The sequence below is a fragment of the Corynebacterium sp. KPL4035 genome (assembly GCF_037908325.1).
Classification (GTDB): Bacteria; Actinomycetota; Actinomycetes; order Mycobacteriales; family Mycobacteriaceae; genus Corynebacterium; species Corynebacterium kefirresidentii.
This window is the reverse complement of sequence record NZ_JBBMGF010000002.1, coordinates 162,400-181,084: the sequence shown is the minus strand read 5'-3', so window position 1 is coordinate 181,084 and position 18,685 is coordinate 162,400. Positions and strand designations below refer to the sequence as shown.

The window sequence follows — 18,685 nt, the reverse complement described above, 5'->3', positions numbered from 1 at the left end:
AAGGACGCTCTCACCTGCAGCGAAACAGGTAAGTCCTGTGATTTAGGTAGCTCCTATATCAACTCTTTTATAGAAATCCGCCACCTGCACTAACCAAAGAGCTCGATGATGCCCTCCACCGCCATAACGAGTCCCAGCACCGCAAAGATAAGACCCGAAACGATATCGATGGCCGCGGAATGATGCGCAATCCAACGCGATGCCGCGCGCACAATGAAAGCGATGGTAGAAAACCACGTCAAGGACATCGCCAAGAGGATCACCGCCACCGCAACGGTCCACGTGGGCGACATATCGGGGCGAATAAACTGCGCGAAAACCGCACCAAAGAATACGAGCGCTTTCGGATTGGACAGGTTCGTAACCACCCCGAGCTTATAGGCGCGCCACCCAGTCATGTCATTAATGCTGCCGGCCGCGATGGCCTGCTCCGTATACTCCTCAGTGCCCACCACCACCGTAGGTGCGCGGCGGGAGGCGAAACCGGAACGAACCGAAGATACACCCATATAAATAAGGAATAGCCCGCCAATGAGTTGCAGCGCGCCCAACACGCTCGGCCGCGCGGCAATCACCGCCGAAAGGCCAGCCAATGAAGCAGTCACCCACACGACGGTGCCGCTGCACACTCCTAAGGCACACATCACCCCGGCGCGGGTAGACCTCGGGGCCACACGGATGACCTGCACCAAATCAGGCCCGGGCACGACCAATACGGCAACCCACACGCCCATGAGTGTTGGCAAGGCGGAAGCGGACATTTGTGGATACGGGCTCCTTCTACAATCGAGCAATTGAAAAGTATTTGTTCTCGGCAGCAATAACTGCAGTACCGAAAACTGATCAGGCTTTTGCCAAGAACGGGATATTAGCCGATCAGCTCATGGCCCTCTAACGAAGGTTCACCTTCTATACAGAAACGAACATTGCCCTGAGTACACCAATTCTTAGTACGCCATGCAGTGCCCTGGGTTTTGTTCTTTGGCCTTTGCCATAGTGCCTTATCCTTCCGAAGAAAAAATGGGAGCCAATCCTGGAACACTTCAAAACTGCGGTGAGAGTGAAATACTAATACTTATGGTGACGCAGGTTTTAGAGCGGTCTTTCGCTGCTTCCAGCCAATGGCAGATACAAGATTCGATTCTTTCGCTCGAGTTGGCAGCAGGTCTTACTCCACATGGGCTGGACCTATCCCCTAATTTCTTTGATGGATTTATTACACACCCCCGCAGTTTCAGCTTGGCATTGCAGACCGTAATGGAGCTGGTGACTTCAGATGTTGATGTCTCGACACCTCCGTCGTTGCGGGATCCAATATTCAGCGCTCATAACGATTGCCTGCGTATTGAAGGATTTTCTGGGGGAGTAAGCACAGGTGTAGAACTCGTTGTTCCAGAACGTTGTACTGATGGAGCAGAAATTGGGTTAGGAACCACGAATGTCGACCTAAATCCCGCAGTGGTTGCGCTGCTAAGCAAGGCAGACACGCATAATCCTTTGCGAGTTGAAGCTCGTAGCAGCGGTGTACAACTCAGTACGAAGACACACAACCACAGCGAGCGAAAGGTTTCACTTCCCAACCGCTGGGTCAATGCACTGGGAAATATGGCAGTTGTGCGCCAACGTATGGACATTGTTTGCGATTTAAAGGGTACTGCAGCTCAGAGGGGTGCTAGCACTCTTATTTCTTCGAGCGCACCTGTAGCGTGGTTATCGCTTGCTCCGAGTGGGATTGAATTGTCTAAGGTTCCCAAGAGAGCAGGGACGAAGCTCACAGCGCTTCGTCGACTGTATCCCCTTCGTCGTCTATTAGGACAGATCGAAACTTTTCGGATTTATGCAGACGAAGATGGGGCATTCAGCGTAGAACTCGGTCTCCCTTGTGGATGGCTAGTCGTCTCTCTAACACAACGAATGATGCGGAGCTGGGCATCGAGGGGCGCATACCTTGATGACGTATCACAATCTTTGAACCATCAACAGCTGGGCTTTCGCACTGGGTTCCAGCCTACCGAGTCATTAAATCACCTAGCAGCGCACGGAGTGATGGGGTTCGATCTGCGCACCCGCACCTACTTTCATCGAGAATTGCCAATGGATTCGAAATCACTTCAGGTCCGCAATCCGCGATTGCGCGGACTAGGACAAGACATGCACGTAGAGTGGTCGAGCCCAGCTCTAGCTCTTGTCGAATCTGCTGGAGAGGCTGGTGTGATATACCGAGTCAATGTTGAAAGCGATACCTGCACTTGCGCATGGTTTGTCCACACCACCGGCAAACAAGGACCGTGTAAGCATATTCTTGTTGCGAAGCGAGCCGCGAAGGGGGACGAATAATGCTTCACGCCAATGCGACACAAGAAATGGCGCTGGCATGCCTACGGCAGCTGGGCTGGTTTGATAGCCCATTCGAGGACTTGTTTACTCTTGATACTGGGGATTCTCAGCTTCATGAGTTGGTCGACAACAGCTTCGGCTATGGGGACAAGGCTCTAAGCCTTGCCGACTGTCATGTCATCGAAGGACAAGTGTGGGCACCCTCTGAACGGATGGAGAACAACCACGGTGAGGCACTGGATTTTCTCAATCCCCGAGACGCTTTCTCTCTGTGGGTATTCATGCTTCGAGCCGGGATACCTAAACAGCCATTTTCTTGCGCCCCAAGTGTGCGCCATGAATGGTTCGCAGTGCCATTATCTTTATGCCCATCTGGGTACGAGAATTCTCTGATCGACAACCTCGCAGACCTCATCGTCGCGGGAGAGATTGAATGGCTGCGAATCGCTGATCCTTTGGTCATGCTCGCCTTGCTGTCCCGCGGCTGCGATCCAGCAAAAATACTCAACGGAGGCGAGGTTGCCCCGTTGGCCGAGATGTATCGGGAATCAACCCTAGAGCTGTGGGCAGCGGAATACTTTCGCCGTCACGGCGTTGCTACTTCTCCAGTGAGTCGGATCCGTCGTGTGGGACATGCTGATTGTCGAGTTTTGCCTGAAATTTCCGATTCTCTCTTCTTTTTTCGAGAGAGTGAACTCATGGCGTCATCTCTGCACCACGCACGGCGGGCCTTCCAAGAAATGTCCACACCCGAATCCCGCACCTTCCTTCGAGAAGCGTTCCCAGAGACTAGGTCGGCCGAGCTAACAAAGACCATTCACACTCACTGCGCAGCTTCAAAGAGCGACGAAGTAAAGGAATCTGCAAAGTTTCTCATTGACGTTTTGGGTATCCAAGATGAAGAATTGGACAAATGGAGCGCTGAATTAATTCCTGCGCTATTCCGTAAGAACCCACATTTGGCCAAGCGTTGCCTTATTCACTATGTAGAGACAGTAGAAGAGGGAAAGCTCGCGGAACTAGTGCTCCAAGGAATGCTGTTTAATTCGAGAGCCCTCAAAATCGCAACGTGCCGCGCATTAGCAAAGCGCTCTTTAAGCACACAGACCCAAAAGGAGTGTCTTTCCGCTGTCGATATTGCAGGCGAAGCAGACGATCATCCACAATTGCACGCTGAAACCGAGAAACTTCGATCTGCCTGGGGAATCGATCACTCCACCGGTGCTAACTACGGTGAATCTGGAATGTTAACCTGGATTGCCGCACCACAGTTGTGGAAAATTGCGTCATATTCTCCCACCGGTACCTCGCCAGAACGCCTAACCCAGCTCGCGGCAAAAATAGTACGGCGGGATCTAGATGACGGCCTACTCTTTGACAAGCTTTATGCAGAAACCCTCGAACTAGCGTCACATAATATTAAGGAGGCGTGCCTTGCGCTGGTAGGTGCCAGTGAACCTATTGCGCATTACGGGCTAGAGGGTGCGTACCAATTTTCTCGTGGCGAAGATATAGGAGTTCGTAGAACGCCACAGGGAATGGTTTTCCAGAGAGCAGGTAAGGTCTCGAGGCTCTTATCTACGCCTGATCGCGTCGACGGCACTGTATCGTATTCGCTTCTTGAAGCAAGAATCGACGAGTTCAAGAAAGCTGGAATAGCGCTCGATTTATATGACCTAGAAGCGGCAGTCCGCCGTCTTAGGGATGACACCCCGAACTGCTCCGCAAATTGCTCCACAATGCAGCGCCGGTTGTCCCTGCCAATGCGAGCACTAATGATGCCGAATATTTCCTTCCCCTGGCGGAGGAATTGGGTGAGAAACGGATAGAGAATCTTTGCAAATGGGCAGAACCTTGTTCTCTGGAAAGAGATAAGCAGATCGTGACTCACTGGCCGGAGCACGCATTCACGAATACGGAGGATCCAAACGACATTCATGACTTGCGCCCAGGAACGTTCGATTTCGAGCCCAAGGCTCGTGAGAGTAAGTGGTGGGTTCCGCAATGGCCATCCGAAAGGTTATGGCTGTTGGCTTCACAAGCGAAACCACTTGGTCCAGCACGAGCCATGGAACTACTGACTGAACCAGTGTTTGCGCATCCAGACAACCTGGAAAACTGCTGGAATGCACTTGATGCAGCTTGGAGAAGGGGCCTCCTAATTCCAGGCACACCGCGCGCACGCAGCAGCAGGTGGGCACTTTCGGGGATCAGGATCGGTGCGCAAGCCACATTCCTTGAGTCACTGGCAGAAGAAGGAAAACTCTCATTGGTGTGGCCTTTACTACTCGACTATGCAAAGTTCGTTGCGGAGAAGGCGGAGGAAACCAACCGTTTGCCCTCCGGTTCCCTAGAAATCCTTCGAGCTTTGCACAAGCTCGCGCCGAATGTGCCGACTGAGGAACTTAACATCTCAGATTTCACTGGTGTCCGAGCGATTGCGGATAGACCCGGAGCAGCGCGCACTGTGACGCTCGCGCGAACGCTGCTCCAAGACGTCGAACCCGTGGCTAAGTAAAACTAACTAGTAGTTAAACAACTAACTCTTTTCGCCGGCAGCTGGGCATGATGCGTCTTCGAAGTCGGCAGTGCTGGCTGCTCTGCGTACAAAGCATTGGCACTGATGCCCGGAGAGCACTTTGCTCCACGAAGCCATAGCCTTAAGCTACATCGCGGGAAAATTGCGTTTCACGCTCGGTATAGGCTTTTCGCAGTCGCATAATTCGAGACTCATTCACCGTCTGCTCGGCCACCCACGCACTTAACACGGTGCGTCGTCGTCTTCTTGCGAAGCGAGCAGCTCCTTTAGGTGCCTATCTATGTCATCGAGCTTTTTGATAACGGCTAAGACAGAAATGACCATCGCGATAAGAATTAGCATCCACAGGCTCCTTTTCTCTGACGCTTCGATTCACTGGGGCAATCGCTTGCCAGGGTATTAAACCATGGCTCTTACCTAGACGTTAGGGAGACGGTGGGAACAAGGGGACGTCGGCAAGCAAAAGCGCCGCGCCCCAAGAATGGGAAACGCGGCGCTAGAGCAATCGGGCGGGAGGCTGCTTAGTGGTCAGCGCCCTGGATGGAGTGCTTGTGATCGCGGACTGCTTCGCCCTCAGCGTAGAGCGGCATATCGTGCTTAGCCTTGTACCACTCGGCGTAGTTTGGCTCCAGCGGGGTGCGGCCGGCGATGAGGTCGGCAGCCTTCTCGCCCACCATCATGGTTGGGGCGTAGATATTGCCGTTGGTCACGGATGGGAAGACGGAGGCATCCGCAATGTAGAGGCCTTCGACGCCCCATACACCCATGGTGTCTGGGTTAACCACGGCCATCGGGTCAGACTCCGCACCCATCTTGGCGGTGCAGGATGGGTGCAGCGCGGTCTCCCCATCGTTGCGGACCCACTCCAAGATCTCCTCGTCGGTCTGGACATCCGGGCCCGGGCTGAACTCGCGGGCACCTACCTCTTCCATGGCCTTGGTATCCAGCAGGGAGCGGGCAACGCGTACGGCCTCAACCCACTCGCGGCGGTCCTGGTCGGTCTTCAGGTAGTTGAAGAGGATGGATGGCTTGTCGTGGATATCGGCGCTCTTGATGTGAACGTGGCCCTTGGTATCGGAGAACATCGGGCCAACGTGCCACTGGAAGCCGTGCTTGACGTCCGCCTTCTGGCCGTCATAACGCACGGCCATCGGCAGGAAGTGGAACATGAGGTTCGGGTAGTCCTCGTTCTCATTGGAGCGCACGAAGCCGCCTCCTTCGAAGTGGGAGGTAGCAACCGGGCCCTTGTGGGTCAGCAGCCACTGCAGACCCATGAACGGCCAGCGCCACTTATCCAGGTAAGGCTGGGAGGATGCGGTGGACTTGGTGGTCTCATACTGGATGTAGACCTCGAGGTGGTCCTGCAGGTTCTCGCCCACACCTGGCAGGTGCTTGACGACGTCGATGCCGTGCTTCTCCAGAATCTCACGGTCACCAATGCCGGAAATTTCCAGCAGCTGCGGGGTGTTAATGGCACCGGCGGACAGCACGATCTTCTCGGCGTAGACGCGGTGAACGCCGCCCTGCCACTCATACTCGACGCCGACGGCCTTCTGGCCCTCGAAGAGGATCTTGGTGGTGAAAGCGCGGGTGCGGATCTCGAGGTTCTCGCGATCCATGTTGGGGTACAGGTAGGCGCGGGCAGCGGACCAACGCTTGCCGTTCTTAATATTGCGATCGAACGGAGCGAAGCCTTCCTGGCGGTAACCATTGACGTCATTGGTCAGGTTGTAGCCGGCTTCCTGCACAGACTTGAACAGGGCCTGGAAGAGCTCGGAGGTAGCCGGACCGCGGGAGAGGTACAGCGGGCCATCGTGGCCACGGCGCGGATCGTTTGGCTCAGCCGCAGCGGCGGTTTCCATGCGGTTGAAGTACGGCAGGCAGTGGGCGAAGTCCCAGTTCTCCATGCCCGGGTTCTGGCCCCACTTCTCGTAGTCCATCGGGTTACCGCGCTGGTAGATCATGCCGTTGATGGAGGAAGATCCGCCAAGGACCTTGCCGCGAGCATGGTAGACACGGCGGCCGTTCATCTCTGGCTCTGGATCGGACTCATACATCCAGTCATAGTTCTTTGCGCCGATTGGGAAAGAGAAGCCGGATGGCATGTGAATGAACAGATCCCACAAGGAATCTGGGCGGCCAGCCTCAAGGACCAGCACGCGGGTGTTCTTGTCTTCGGTCAGGCGTGCGGCGATGACGGAGCCTGCGGAGCCACCGCCAACGACGACTACGTCGCTTACTTCATCGGTGACCTTTTTAGCGGAACGCTTCTTGGTCAGCTTGTCCATAAAACCCATAAATCCCCTTCTTTCTGTGAAATATTTCACACGTCAAGATTGCCCCACCGGAAGTGAAAATATTGTAATTTATACAAAAGTCTGTGATTATTCACATCGCCTTATGTGCGGGCACTGCCTCCAGAGTACACATCCCGCTAGAAGTTTGCCCATCTTAATGTATATTTACCTTGTCCGGATGGATTTCTCTGGAGATGAAATCCGCAGTCTTTGCGCATAGTTCGCCCGAATATGATTCATTTCACTCACCTATCTCTCCCTGCGATCTTGTGAGCATTTTGGGGCACTCGTGCGAAAGATTCGGCCCAAAACAACCAGCAATAGGAGAAGTAGATGGCTAACTTTGATCCTCACAATCCTGAGGAGTCTCTCACTTCACATAAAGACCCCCAAGAAGGGGGTAAAAACACCTCTCTCGCAACCCCCTCTGGAGAGCCCAAGAAGCGCAGCCCGCGCTACCAAGTCCGCGCCCTCGTCGGCAGCTACAAGGCCGAAACCGGCGATGCCGTAGGCGCGGATCAGGTCCCTGCTCCCAAGACAAACTGGCCGGTATTTATCATCTCTGGCGTCCTCATTATTGCCATGGCGCTCTATGCCGGGCTCGGCCGCGATTCCGCGGCAGAAACCCTCGCCAGTGTGACCGGCTGGATCGGCCACAACCTTGGCTGGTTCTACGTTCTCACCGCCACCATCGCCGTGGTCTTCGTGCTCTATATTGCCTTTTCCAATGCCGGCAATATCCGCCTCGGACCGGACCACTCGCGGCCGAAATTTAATACCTTCTCCTGGGCGTCCATGCTCTTTGCCGCTGGCATCGGCGTGGACCTCATGTTCTTCGCCGTGGCCGAGCCGGTCACCATGTACATGCAGCCACCGGTCGGTGACGGCGAAACCATGGAGGCCGCCAAGGAAGCCGTGGTCTATGCCATGTTCCACTATGGCCTCACCGGCTGGGCGCTTTATGCACTTATGGGCATGGCCTTTGGCTACTTTGCCTACCGCCTGAACATGCCGCTGGCTATCCGCTCCGCGCTCTACCCGCTCATCGTCAAGCGCGTGCACGGTCCTATCGGCTCCGCGGTAGACATCGCCGCCATGTTGGGCACCGTCTTCGGTGTGACCGCCTCCCTGGGCATCGGCGTGGTGCAGCTGTCCTATGGCTTCCACCTCATCTTCGGCATCGAGCAGGGCCTTGGCTTGCAGTCCGCCCTCATCATTATTGCGGTGGCCATTGCCACGCTGTCGGCTGTATCCGGCGTCGATAAGGGCATTCGCTTCCTCTCCGAGCTCAACGTCTATTTGGCCATCGCGCTGATGGTCTACGTCGTGGTCTTTGGCAAGACCGCCTACCTCTTCGATGCCATCGTGACCAATATCGGTGACTACGTCGCAAAATTCCCATCTTGGACCATGGAGACCTTCGCCTTCGCCGAAGACCAAGCCAACGTAGATACCTGGATGCAGTCCTGGACCCTCTTCTTCTGGGCATGGTGGATCGCCTGGGCGACCTTCGTCGGCCTCTTCCTGGCCCGCATCTCCCGCGGCCGCACCCTGCGCCAGTTCATCTTCGGCACCCTGACCTTCCCATTCCTATTCATCCTGATGTGGATGTCCTTCTTTGGTAACACTGCCTTGGACATGGTCCGCTCCGGTGACTACCCCGAATTCGCCGAGAACGCGATTAACGTGCCAGAGCAAGGCTTCTACGACATGCTGCATGAGTTCCCCGGATCTAGCATCGTCATCTTCTTGACCACCTTTATTGGCCTGCTGCTCTACATCACTTCGGCCGACTCCGGCGCGCTGGTGATGTCCAACTTCACCTCTCGCATCACCGATAACCGCCAGGATGGCGCACGCTGGCTGCGCATCTTCTGGTCCGTAACCGTGGGTGCGCTGACCCTGGCGCTGCTGCAGATCGATGGCATCGCCACCGTGCAGTCCGCGACCGTCGTGATGGGCCTGCCCTTTGCCTTCGTGGTCTACCTCATCATGTTCTCCCTGTGGAAGTCGCTACGCCTTGAAAACGTGCAGCGCGAGGCCCGCACCACCGCTATGCATGGCGTGATTTCCTCCCGTACCGAGCGCGAGCCTTCGGATTCCAACCTGTGGAAGAACCGCCTCGACCGCGCCAATACCTTCCCTTCCAAGAAGGAGATGGATACTTACCTGCGCGATACCGCCACCTACGCCTTGGAGCAGGTTGCTACCCACATGCGTACCCGCGGCTACGATGCCATCTTGCTCACCAGCGAGCTTCCCGACGTCGAACTGCCCCAGCTCGACCTAGAAGTAAAGCTGCACAATGAGCGCATGTTCCGCTACCAGCTCTTCCCGGTCGCGGCCGAGCGCCCCGATTTCAGCGCGGGCGAGGGCGACGAGTACTACCGCCTCGAGGTCTACGATATGACCGGTTCGCTGGGCTATGACGTCTACGGCTATTCCGAGAACCAAATCATTAACAATGTGCTGGATCTTTATGAGCGCCACTTGGCCTTCCTCTATATGCAGCAGACCCAGCCGGGCGACTCCGATGTCTCCGATGGTGCCGAGCCCGAGCGCACCTGGCGCGAAGATAGCTAAGCTGGCCACTACAACTACCTCTATGAGAGAAAGGTTGCTTTTCACTTGAGCACCCAGAACACTTTGTTCGACCCCACCCAGTCCGAGCTGCTGAAGGGCGTGCATGCTGATGGCGCCCCGAAGTCCCTGTTCATCAACGGTAAGTGGGAAGCCGCCCAGAGCGGCGAAACCCGCACCATCATCTGCCCGGCCGATGGTTCCACCGTCGGTCTAGTCTCCGAGGCATCCGACGAGGACACCGAGCGCGCCATCAAGGTTGCCCGTGAAACCTTCGATAACGGCGAATGGGCCAATACCCCGTCCGCCGAGCGCGGCAAGCTGGTTATCCGCGTGGCCGATTTCATCCGTGAGCACAAGGAGCTTTTCGCGCAGGCCGAGTCCGCCGATACCGGCAAGCGCTACGAGGAATCTCTGGGCGATATGGATGACATCGCCAACGCCTTCGAGTACTTCGGCACCCTGGCCCAGCACCAAGCCGGTCGCGTAGTCGACCCGCAGGATCCCAACCTGCGCTCCCGCATCGATGCCGAGCCCGTCGGCGTCTGCGGCCTGATTACCCCATGGAACTACCCGCTGCTGCAAGTCTCCTGGAAGGTCGGACCGGCCCTGGCCGCCGGCAATACCTTCGTCCTCAAGCAGGCAGAGCTCACCCCACACACCGCGATGCTGCTCATGGCCGCCCTCAAGGAGTGCGGTCTGCCGGACGGCGTGGGCAACCTCATCACCGGTGCGGGCGCTAACTGCGGCAACCCGCTCTCCCAGCACCCGGACGTGGACATGGTCTCCTTCACCGGTGGCCTGGTCACCGGCAAGATCATCGCCAAGAATGCGGCGGAGACCGTCAAGCGCACCGCGCTCGAGCTCGGCGGCAAGAACCCGAACGTCATTTTCGCCGATGCCGATTTCGACGTCGCCGTGGACAACGCCCTCAATGGCGCCTTCTTCCACTCCGGCCAGGTCTGCTCCGCAGGCTCCCGCATCGTCGTAGAAGAGTCCCTGCATGATAAGTTCGTCGATGCCCTGGTAGAGCGCGCCAATAAGATCAAGATCGGTGGCCCGACCGATGACAAGGCCGAAACCGGCCCGCTCATCTCCGCTGAACACCGCGAGAAGGTCGCCGCCTACGTGGACAAGGCTCGCGAGCAGGGCGCCAAGATCCTCACCGGCGGCCGCGCCGCCACCAGCGAGGACACCAATGGCCAGCACGGCACCGGCACCACCGACTTGGGCGCTGGTGTCTACTACCTGCCGACCATCATTGATGGTGCTACCCGCGAGATGGACTGTGTCCACGACGAGGCCTTCGGCCCGACCGTGACCATCGAGACCTTCACCACCGAGGAGGAGGCCATCGAGATCGCCAACGACACCGAATATGGTCTGGCAGGCGCCGTCTACACTTCCGACGCCGGCCGCGCCGAGCGCGTAGCCCGTGCCCTGCGTCATGGCACCATCTGGATCAACGACTTCCACCCGTACCTGCCGCAGGCAGAGTGGGGCGGCTTCAAGCAGTCCGGCAACGGCCGCGAGCTTGGCCCCACCGGCTTGGCCGAGTACCAGGAGCACAAGCACGTGTACCAGAACCTCTCCCCTGCCGCTTGGGATCAATTTGGCCTGCAGTAACTAAGCCGGCCATATAAAAGTCAGCCCCCGCTGCTCAGAAAGAGCGCGGGGGCTGGTTTTTGTATGCGGCCAACGCGAACTGATTATGCGGAAACGGCGTCTTCCAGCTCGGCCAGCAAGGAATTGGTGCGTTCCACCTTGGCATCCACGGGGCGGAATTCGCCGTCGGCCCAGTCAGTAAAGAAGCCGAAGTCGAGCTGATTGCGCAGCTGCGGCATGGAGAAGTTGACCACGATGGTGCGCCATGCTTCCACGCCGCGGATTGCGCCCGCTGGACCGTAACCGGCGAACGCGACTGACTTACCGGTCCACTCCCCGGCCAAGCAGTCGAAGGCATTCTTGAATGGACCCGGCACGGAGCGGTTGTACTCCGGGGTAACAAATACGAAACCATCGCAGGCATCCACTGCATCAGACCACGCCTGCACCTTTTCATCTGCATACTGCTTATTGGCGGTGGCAGGAATGACGTCAGTAGTCAGCAGTGGAACATCAAACTCCTTGAGGTCCAGCAGGGTGTACTCCACCCCGTCCTGGCGCCCCTGGGCAAGATCATAAAGCCACTCACCTACTACCTTGCCGGCCGAGTTATCGCGGGTGGTACCGATGATGATACCGATACGAGACATAAGAGAACCTTCTTTCCTTCAAGCTTTATGTAACATCCCTAGCTTACCGCCCGTGCAGATACTTGTCTGATGGTGATGTTGATACGTCCCTCACTCAACCCGCACCCCTCCGGCAATGTGCCGTCATTAACGCGCACTACCCCGTGGTAGGCAAAGCGCTTTAGCCCACCAAAGACCACCAAATCCCCAGAGCACAGCGTGATATCATCCCACGGCCGCGTGCGCGATTCGGTATGGCCCATGCGGAAAAGCGCCTCATCCCCAATGGATAGCGAAATCACCGGGGCGGGTGACTCCTCCGAATCATCCACGTGCATGCCCATGGCCGAGCCCGGCGGATAGTAATTAACTAGCGCCATCTCCGGCACAAACGAATCCACCCATGGCTCTAGTTCAGGTGCTACCTCCGCCGCGGCGCGCAGTGCCCCCGGAGCAATCCGCCGCAGGCTCTCCGGCACCGGCGGAACCCGCGTGCCGTCCATATTGTCCACGTACCGATAGCTGGGATAATGCCAATACCGGCCCAGATGCAGCTGAAAAACGCTCATTTGCCCGCCGGATTTCAACCGCGGCCGCACCATCGCCATCGGCGTACCCGCATACTCGCGCGCAATGCCGCGCATCTCTTCTACCAAGGCCTTCTGCTTATCGACGCCCACCCATCCCGGCACATGCCCCACCCCCGGAGCCACACGCACGCTCGGCCGCGGCAGCGAATCAAAAAGCATGACCTCACCCTAATCCCAGCACCCCAATAAATCGATCCAGAAATTTCCTTCAACAAGGGTAAGAATCGTTTCAAGACAAATCGGCCCCAACCCTGGACACTTCAAATAACGTGGGAATTTGTTGCCCTCCGCCGCTTTCCTTAAGCTTCAATGCTGGACGAAAAAGATGCGGATATCGCCTTGAAGATGAAGTTTGATTCCTTTTACCAATTTGTGGCGGCCTTTAATTTAGAAGCCAACATAAATGAAACAAGTGATAATGCGAATTATGAATCGGGAATAGCCAAGTTGGGAGCTAAAACCTGGCATGTTCGCACAGCACGCACCACGCCTTCTAAGCCGGGAGCCTTCGTAGCATTCTGGCAACGCGACCATGAAGGGGAATCCGTGCCTTTTGAAGATTCTTCCTGCGGCGACGGTCTCCTAGTCTTTGTGATTCAAGGAGATCACCGAGGCGTGTTTCAATTTAGCAATCAAGATTTACAACGTCTCGGTATCACCTCCGGAACAGCCCCAGGAAAGAGAGGGTTTAGAGTATATCCACCATGGTGTGAGGGGCTGAACTCCAACGCTTTAAAGACTCAAAAGCAGCAACAGGCATCGTTTACAGAATTCTGATTTGTGCGTACACAAGCAAATCGATCACAATCTGCACACCCAGCACGCAGTAGGGTAGTAAACGCGCAACTTACGCACTAACGCGGTCTTCGGCGGCTCCACCCACCTGTTAAAGCGCAAAGTAAGAGGACTGCTTCTGTCATTGCTGCGGCGCATCGCTTATTCCGACTGCCGTCCTGCATTCTCTGCCCACATGCACGCTCCCACAGAAACAGTAGTCATAGCAATCATGAGGACCGCTATTAAGCCCAGCTATTTTGATGCATCCCAGAAACCCCGATCTTCCCAGTCTCTGTCTTCACATAGATAAAGCGCGTTGGCAATCATTACCCTTAAAGAGTGATTACCAGCGAACTTCGAAATTCACTGGCCAAAGCAACCACCTACGCACAGCGTTTTCAAGACGGAGAAGACCACACTGTAGCCGCAGCACTCCTTACCAAATCAGGCAAACACGTACTCGGTTTGAACGCGCACCACTTCCTCGGTGGTCCTTGCGGGGAAGTCTCAGCTTTAGCCAACCATGCTGCTAGTTATCCAAAGGATCCAATCCAAGCAGTAGTCGCCGTATACGGACCGACTGGTCAAGTTATTCCTCCCCGCGGTAAATGCCGGCAGGTGCTTTTTGATGTTGATCCGTCCATTCGATGTATCGTGCGCGGAAGCAATGGACTTGAAGCACCTACCGTAGAAGAACTCTTGCCATTCGCATTCAACTGGCGAGGTATGGAACAAAAGCAGCGCATCTACATGCGGGAAGGCTACGAGGAATCAATTCGTAGCGGAGAAAAGCAACAGACAATTCGGGTAGATGATCCTTTCCATGAAGGAAATGCCCAAATAGTCTTCGAGAAAGAATCCGGAGAGGTCGTCACCATTCCTGCACAGGTCACGGCCGTTTCCTCTATCCAGCGAAGTAAATTATCGGAAAAGCAAGCTCGAAATGACGGCTTTGGCTCTCTCGCCGAGCTTCAGAAAGCGCTAGATGCTCACTATCCCGGATTAGCTGCCGATGATGAAGTAGAAGTCGTCGAGTTCAAACTGCGGTAATCCATCCAGACCGAAAGGTGGAATAGACTTCATCCATAACGTCATACTTGCGGTGTGAAAATTGCGGCAGCTAGCGCTGAGGGTCTTCTAATTCCCTTATCCAGAAGTTCATCATCTCACCGATAGGATCCGAGGAGGAAAACACTTCGCTCGCTATTTCCCTAGGAGACCAAGTATCCGGAAGGTCTTGAAATCCTGCGCCGACCTTTCCAAGCGTCACTGCTGAGGAGTTTTTGACTGCGCTAAGGATGGTAACGACATCGTCATACGTAGCATAAAACGAGTTTTTCCCATTCGCCCCAGTTGCATCAGCAATACAGATCCAGTCATTGAGTTCCGCCATATCGCTCAAAATATTATCGACGATTTTTCTTGAATCTGTTTCCATATGCTCACTCATTGTGCTTGGCCTTCTACTAACACTCAAGCTTAACTCTGGGAATCAGCAACCGCTTTGCCAATGTCGTCTACAGATTTTATCGAGCCAGCAAAAGCGGCCTGTGAGTTTGTGATTTACCGGAACCTAAGTGATTTCCGCAGATACTTATTAAGCACCACCCACCCTCTACAATGACACCCATGGATGCACAGGAGCGGCAGGACTTGGAACGCTACGGCTCATGGCAGCGGATGACCGGTGGGGAGTGGTTCTTGCCGAGCATGCCGGAGGCGAGGGAAGAGCACCAGCGCACTTTTCGCTTGGTTAAGCAGCTCAACGAACTACAGAATACGGACCAAGAGCGTGCCAAAGGCATCCTGCGCGAGATACTGCCGGAGGAATCTGCGGTGCCGGGCCTGCACGTGCCGCTCAACCTGGAGTATGGCTGCAATCTCGTATGCGGCGAGCGCGTCTTCATTAACTTTGGCGCTACCATTTTGGCCCAAGCCCAGGTGACGCTCGGCAATGGTGTCATGGTGGGTCCCAATTGCTCCCTGATTACGGTGGGGCATCCGGTAAACGATCATGAGATGCGCGCCGGCGGCTGGGAGATAGCCAAGCCCATCACCATCGGTGATAATACGTGGCTCGGTGCTAATGTCACCGTGCTGCCGGGCATCACGATTGGAAAGAACTGCGTTATAGGCGCAGGCACGCTTATTACCACCGATATCCCGGATAATTCGCTGGTCCTGGGATCACCCGGCCGCGTGGTGCGCAAGCTGGAAGACAATGAGGAGGCCTGGGAGCGCCAGGATCTCAATGGCCCCGTCGAGGGTTTTGGAGCCGCCAACTAAATGTTTGATCTCGCTCGCATCGGCGCGGGACTTCCCGTAGCCGAGACCATCGATTCGCTACCTAGCACCGGAAACGTCGTCATCCAGGCCCCGCCCGGCACAGGTAAAACCACACTCGTGCCACCGGCGCTGGCCAATCACGCGGCAGGGCGCGGCAAGGTCATCGTCACCGCCCCGCGACGTGTGGCCGTGCGCGCGGCCGCGCAGCGTTTAAGCACCCTCAGCGGTAGCCCGGACAAGGTCGGTTTCGCCATCCGGGGCGAGTCCCGCAGGGGCAGCGACGTCGAGTTCGTCACGCCGGGCGTGCTGCTGCGCCGTCTGCTTAAGGATCCGGAACTCGAGGGCGTAGCCGCCGTCGCCATCGATGAGGTTCACGAGCGTCATCTCGATACAGACCTCGTGCTAGGCATGTGCCTGGAGCTGGCCGAATTGCGTGCGGACTTTCGCGTCATCGCCATGTCTGCAACCGTGGATGCGCAACGTTTTTCCCAGCTTATGGATGCGCCCGTCCACGTGACCGAGGCGGTCACCCATCCGCTCGACATCCACTACGCCCCTATGCCGGGCAGGGCGGCGGGAACGAGGGAGTTTTACGGGGACGTCGCCAAGCAGGCAGCTCGCCAGCAGGAATCCACGCTGGTCTTTGTGCCCGGCGTGCGCGAAGTCAACCTCGTGTGCGATGCGCTGGAAGACCACAATGTTTTCCCGCTGCATGGCAAGCAGACCACCGCGGAGCAAGATGCCGCGCTGTATACCGATGAACAGCGCATCGTCGTGGCTACCTCTATCGCGGAGTCCTCGCTTACCGTGCCGGGCGTGCGCGTGGTGGTAGATGCCGGGCTCTCCCGCGTTCCCCGGCGCGACGCCCAACGCGGCATGTCCGGGCTAGTGACGGTTTCTACCTCAAAGTCGAGTGCTGATCAGCGCGCTGGTCGTGCCGGCCGTGAGGCGCCAGGCACCGTTATTCGCTGCTATTCGCAGGATGATTACCAGCACTTTTCCCCACACACCACCCCGGAGATCCTCTCCGCAGACCTCACCCAGGCCGCGCTGTTTCTGGACTGCTGGGGCGCAGGCCCGGACTTCCCGCTGCTCGATCCGCCCCCGGCCCAAGCTCTGGCATCCGCGCAGGCAACCCTCAAGCGCATTGGCGCCACACAGGAACTCGCCCTCCTACCCACCGATCCGCGCCTCGGCGCCTCCTTGCTCCGCCACGGTAGCCAAGCCGCGCCCATTATCGCCTCGCTTGCCGACGCCCCCTTAACCCCCAATCTCACCCGTCACCGCCCACCCCAAAAAGAAGTCAAGCGGCTCGCCCGACTGGTAGACGATCTCGGCCCTGCTGATCCCGGCGAGGTTGTCGCCACCGCCTTTCCCGAGCAGGTGGCCAAGCGCATGGGCGAGGATTACTTGCTAGCCAGCGGCACTCGCGCCCGCCTGCTCGATAACTCAGGTTTGGCCGGAGCGCCGTGGCTTGCCATCGCGGAGGTGTCCTTGTCCAATGCGGGCAATGCCATCATTCGCTCGGCCGCCCGCATCGAGGAATCGGCTGCCCTGGCGGCCATCGGCGTCACCGAGGAAACCCGCGCCTTCCTGCGCGATGGCCGCGTGCGCGGCGTCAAGGTCAGGGCCGCGGACGCCATCACCCTTTCTGAGACCCCGGTTAAAGTCACGGGCCCCGCAGCCGAGGAGGCGCTTGCCGCCGGCATCCGTGAAGAAGGCCTAGGACTCTTTACCTTCAGCGAGAAGGCCCAAAGATTAAAAGACCGCCTGCACCACCTGCACTCCCACTTTGGCGAGCCGTGGCCCGACGTCGATTCCGCGGATCCCGCCGAGTGGCTCGGGCCCGAATTACACCGCATCGCCGAGGGCACTCCCGCCGCCAAACTAGACATGTACCCCGCGCTGCAACGCCTACTTCCCTGGCCGGAAGCCACCCACCTCGACGAGCTTGCCCCCGAGCGCCTACCGGTTCCCTCCGGCCGCGATGCCATAATCGACTGGTCCGGCGACCGCCCCGTAGTCCACATCAAGCTGCAAGAATGCTTTGGACTGGCCGAATCCCCCGAATATTGCGGCCACCGCGTGCAATTCCACCTGCTCTCCCCCGCTGGCCGCCCGCTCGCGGTCACCGATGACCTCGCCAGCTTCTGGTCCGGGCCTTATGCTGGCGTGCGCGCCGATATGCGCGGGCGCTACCCCAAGCACCCGTGGCCGGAGGACCCGTGGAATGCGATTGCTACCGCGCGCACCAAAAATCGAATGTAGTTAGCCCCATTGCTGCCAGCCCAGGTAGCAGCTCATGACCACGACCAGGGTAAGCAAGGCGTAGCGGATGAATTTGGCACCGCCGCCGAGTACGGTACGAGCGCCGAGAAGTGCGCCGGCGATATTGGCTACGCCGAGCACGATGCCAAGCGTCCACCACACGTGCCCGCCAATAATAAATACGATGAGCGCGCCGAAGTTGGTAGCGGTATTGACCACCTTGGCCATGGCCGCAGAGGTCAGAAAGTTCTGCGCAAAAATAGAGGTGAAGGCCATGATCAAAAACATTCCGGTACCCGGGCCGAAGATGCCATCATAAAAGGAAATGATGCCGGAGAGTAACAGGACCACGACGGTCCGCCAACCGCCACGGGTACCGGCCGAATCGCTACTGCCAAAATCTGGTTTGAAGGCAACAAAGATGCCCACGGCCACCATGAGCACGATAATGATGGGGCGCATGACGTCTTTATCGAGGCTCGAGGCCACGCTGGCCCCCAACCCAGAACAGACCAGCGCGATGAGGATGAACCGCGCCATTTCTGCCTTGTCCAGCTTCACCTTGCGCGCAAGGGTCACAGCAGCGGATCCGGTGCCAGTCACCGCAGCAAGCTTGCTAGTGCCCAAAGCGGCGGCCGGAGCAAGGCCCGGCAGGACCGCCAGCAGCATCGGGATCAGGATCAATCCGCCACCGCCGATGACCGCATCGACCCACCCCGCGGCCGCGGTACCAAAGAAGAGAATTATCCACTGCACCACATCGATTTCCATGCCCCC

16 protein-coding genes are annotated in these 18,685 nt (G+C 57.2%); 9 read left to right on the top strand and 7 right to left on the bottom strand.

Translation table 11 applies throughout. The features are described 5' to 3' along the window. Positions 1–89 precede the first annotated feature (89 nt). On the bottom strand, positions 90–761 hold the full coding sequence (locus WMP96_RS02655) for a LysE family translocator (protein ID WP_301715894.1): 672 nt from the start codon (positions 759–761) through the stop codon (positions 90–92). A gap of 316 nt (positions 762–1,077) precedes the next feature. Here WMP96_RS02655 and WMP96_RS02650 point away from each other — a divergent pair, with 316 nt between their 5' ends. The 3 genes from WMP96_RS02650 (at position 1,078) to WMP96_RS02640 (ending at position 4,855) form a co-directional block, all read left to right on the top strand. After that, positions 1,078–2,337 (top strand): SWIM zinc finger family protein, encoded by a 1,260-nt coding sequence (locus tag WMP96_RS02650; RefSeq protein WP_301715895.1) that lies wholly within the window; start codon positions 1,078–1,080, stop codon positions 2,335–2,337. Beyond that, positions 2,337–4,166 (top strand): hypothetical protein, encoded by a 1,830-nt coding sequence (locus WMP96_RS02645; RefSeq protein WP_340432118.1) that lies wholly within the window; start codon positions 2,337–2,339, stop codon positions 4,164–4,166. Before WMP96_RS02650 ends, WMP96_RS02645 begins: the two co-directional genes overlap by 1 nt. 443 nt (positions 4,167–4,609) lie before the next feature. After that, positions 4,610–4,855 (top strand): hypothetical protein, encoded by a 246-nt coding sequence (locus WMP96_RS02640; RefSeq protein ID WP_340432117.1) that lies wholly within the window; start codon positions 4,610–4,612, stop codon positions 4,853–4,855. Positions 4,856–5,098: 243 nt separating this feature from the next. Here the strand turns inward: WMP96_RS02640 and WMP96_RS02635 are convergent, their stop codons facing one another. Both WMP96_RS02635 and betA read right to left on the bottom strand, forming a co-directional pair. After that, positions 5,099–5,218, bottom strand: a complete 120-nt coding sequence (locus WMP96_RS02635; RefSeq protein WP_301715897.1) for a chemotaxis protein — start codon at positions 5,216–5,218, stop codon at positions 5,099–5,101. A 179-nt stretch (positions 5,219–5,397) separates the two neighbouring features. Next, positions 5,398–7,173 carry a choline dehydrogenase gene (betA, locus tag WMP96_RS02630; RefSeq protein ID WP_248099306.1) on the bottom strand — a complete coding sequence of 592 codons (1,776 nt, stop codon included), beginning with the start codon at positions 7,171–7,173 and terminating at the stop codon, positions 5,398–5,400. A gap of 333 nt (positions 7,174–7,506) precedes the next feature. On the opposite strand from betA, the gene betT reads away from it, so the two are divergent. After that, positions 7,507–9,756 carry a choline BCCT transporter BetT gene (betT, locus tag WMP96_RS02625; protein ID WP_340432116.1) on the top strand — a complete coding sequence of 750 codons (2,250 nt, stop codon included), beginning with the start codon at positions 7,507–7,509 and terminating at the stop codon, positions 9,754–9,756. A gap of 45 nt (positions 9,757–9,801) precedes the next feature. Next, entirely contained in the window at positions 9,802–11,379 is a 1,578-nt protein-coding gene (locus WMP96_RS02620) for an aldehyde dehydrogenase family protein (RefSeq protein ID WP_301715899.1), read from the top strand. An 83-nt stretch (positions 11,380–11,462) separates the two neighbouring features. Here WMP96_RS02620 and WMP96_RS02615 read toward each other — a convergent pair whose 3' ends face one another. Both WMP96_RS02615 and WMP96_RS02610 read right to left on the bottom strand, forming a co-directional pair. Continuing rightward, positions 11,463–12,008: an NADPH-dependent FMN reductase gene (locus WMP96_RS02615; RefSeq protein WP_301715900.1), complete on the bottom strand. Its 546-nt coding sequence runs from the start codon at positions 12,006–12,008 to the stop codon at positions 11,463–11,465. Positions 12,009–12,046: 38 nt separating this feature from the next. Further along, positions 12,047–12,736, bottom strand: a complete 690-nt coding sequence (locus WMP96_RS02610; protein WP_301715901.1) for an alpha-ketoglutarate-dependent dioxygenase AlkB family protein — start codon at positions 12,734–12,736, stop codon at positions 12,047–12,049. A gap of 150 nt (positions 12,737–12,886) precedes the next feature. On the opposite strand from WMP96_RS02610, the gene WMP96_RS02605 reads away from it, so the two are divergent. Next, positions 12,887–13,354: a MepB family protein gene (locus WMP96_RS02605; RefSeq protein ID WP_301715902.1), complete on the top strand. Its 468-nt coding sequence runs from the start codon at positions 12,887–12,889 to the stop codon at positions 13,352–13,354. A gap of 339 nt (positions 13,355–13,693) precedes the next feature. After that, a complete protein-coding gene (locus WMP96_RS02600) occupies positions 13,694–14,404 on the top strand; it encodes an ASCH domain-containing protein (RefSeq protein ID WP_301715903.1) in 711 nt (236 codons plus the stop codon). Between the two features lie 70 nt (positions 14,405–14,474). On the opposite strand, the gene WMP96_RS02595 is transcribed toward WMP96_RS02600, so the two are convergent. Further along, a complete protein-coding gene (locus WMP96_RS02595; protein WP_239206745.1) occupies positions 14,475–14,804 on the bottom strand; it encodes a hypothetical protein in 330 nt (109 codons plus the stop codon). Positions 14,805–14,974: 170 nt separating this feature from the next. Here WMP96_RS02595 and WMP96_RS02590 point away from each other — a divergent pair, with 170 nt between their 5' ends. Together WMP96_RS02590 and WMP96_RS02585 are read left to right on the top strand one after the other, a co-directional pair. Beyond that, positions 14,975–15,640, top strand: a complete 666-nt coding sequence (locus WMP96_RS02590; RefSeq protein WP_301715904.1) for a sugar O-acetyltransferase — start codon at positions 14,975–14,977, stop codon at positions 15,638–15,640. After that, entirely contained in the window at positions 15,641–17,908 is a 2,268-nt protein-coding gene (locus tag WMP96_RS02585) for an ATP-dependent RNA helicase (protein WP_301715905.1), read from the top strand. Here WMP96_RS02585 and WMP96_RS02580 read toward each other — a convergent pair whose 3' ends face one another. Then, on the bottom strand, positions 17,909–18,679 hold the full coding sequence (locus WMP96_RS02580; RefSeq protein ID WP_301715906.1) for a TSUP family transporter: 771 nt from the start codon (positions 18,677–18,679) through the stop codon (positions 17,909–17,911). It abuts the gene before it with no gap. Positions 18,680–18,685 lie beyond the last annotated feature (6 nt).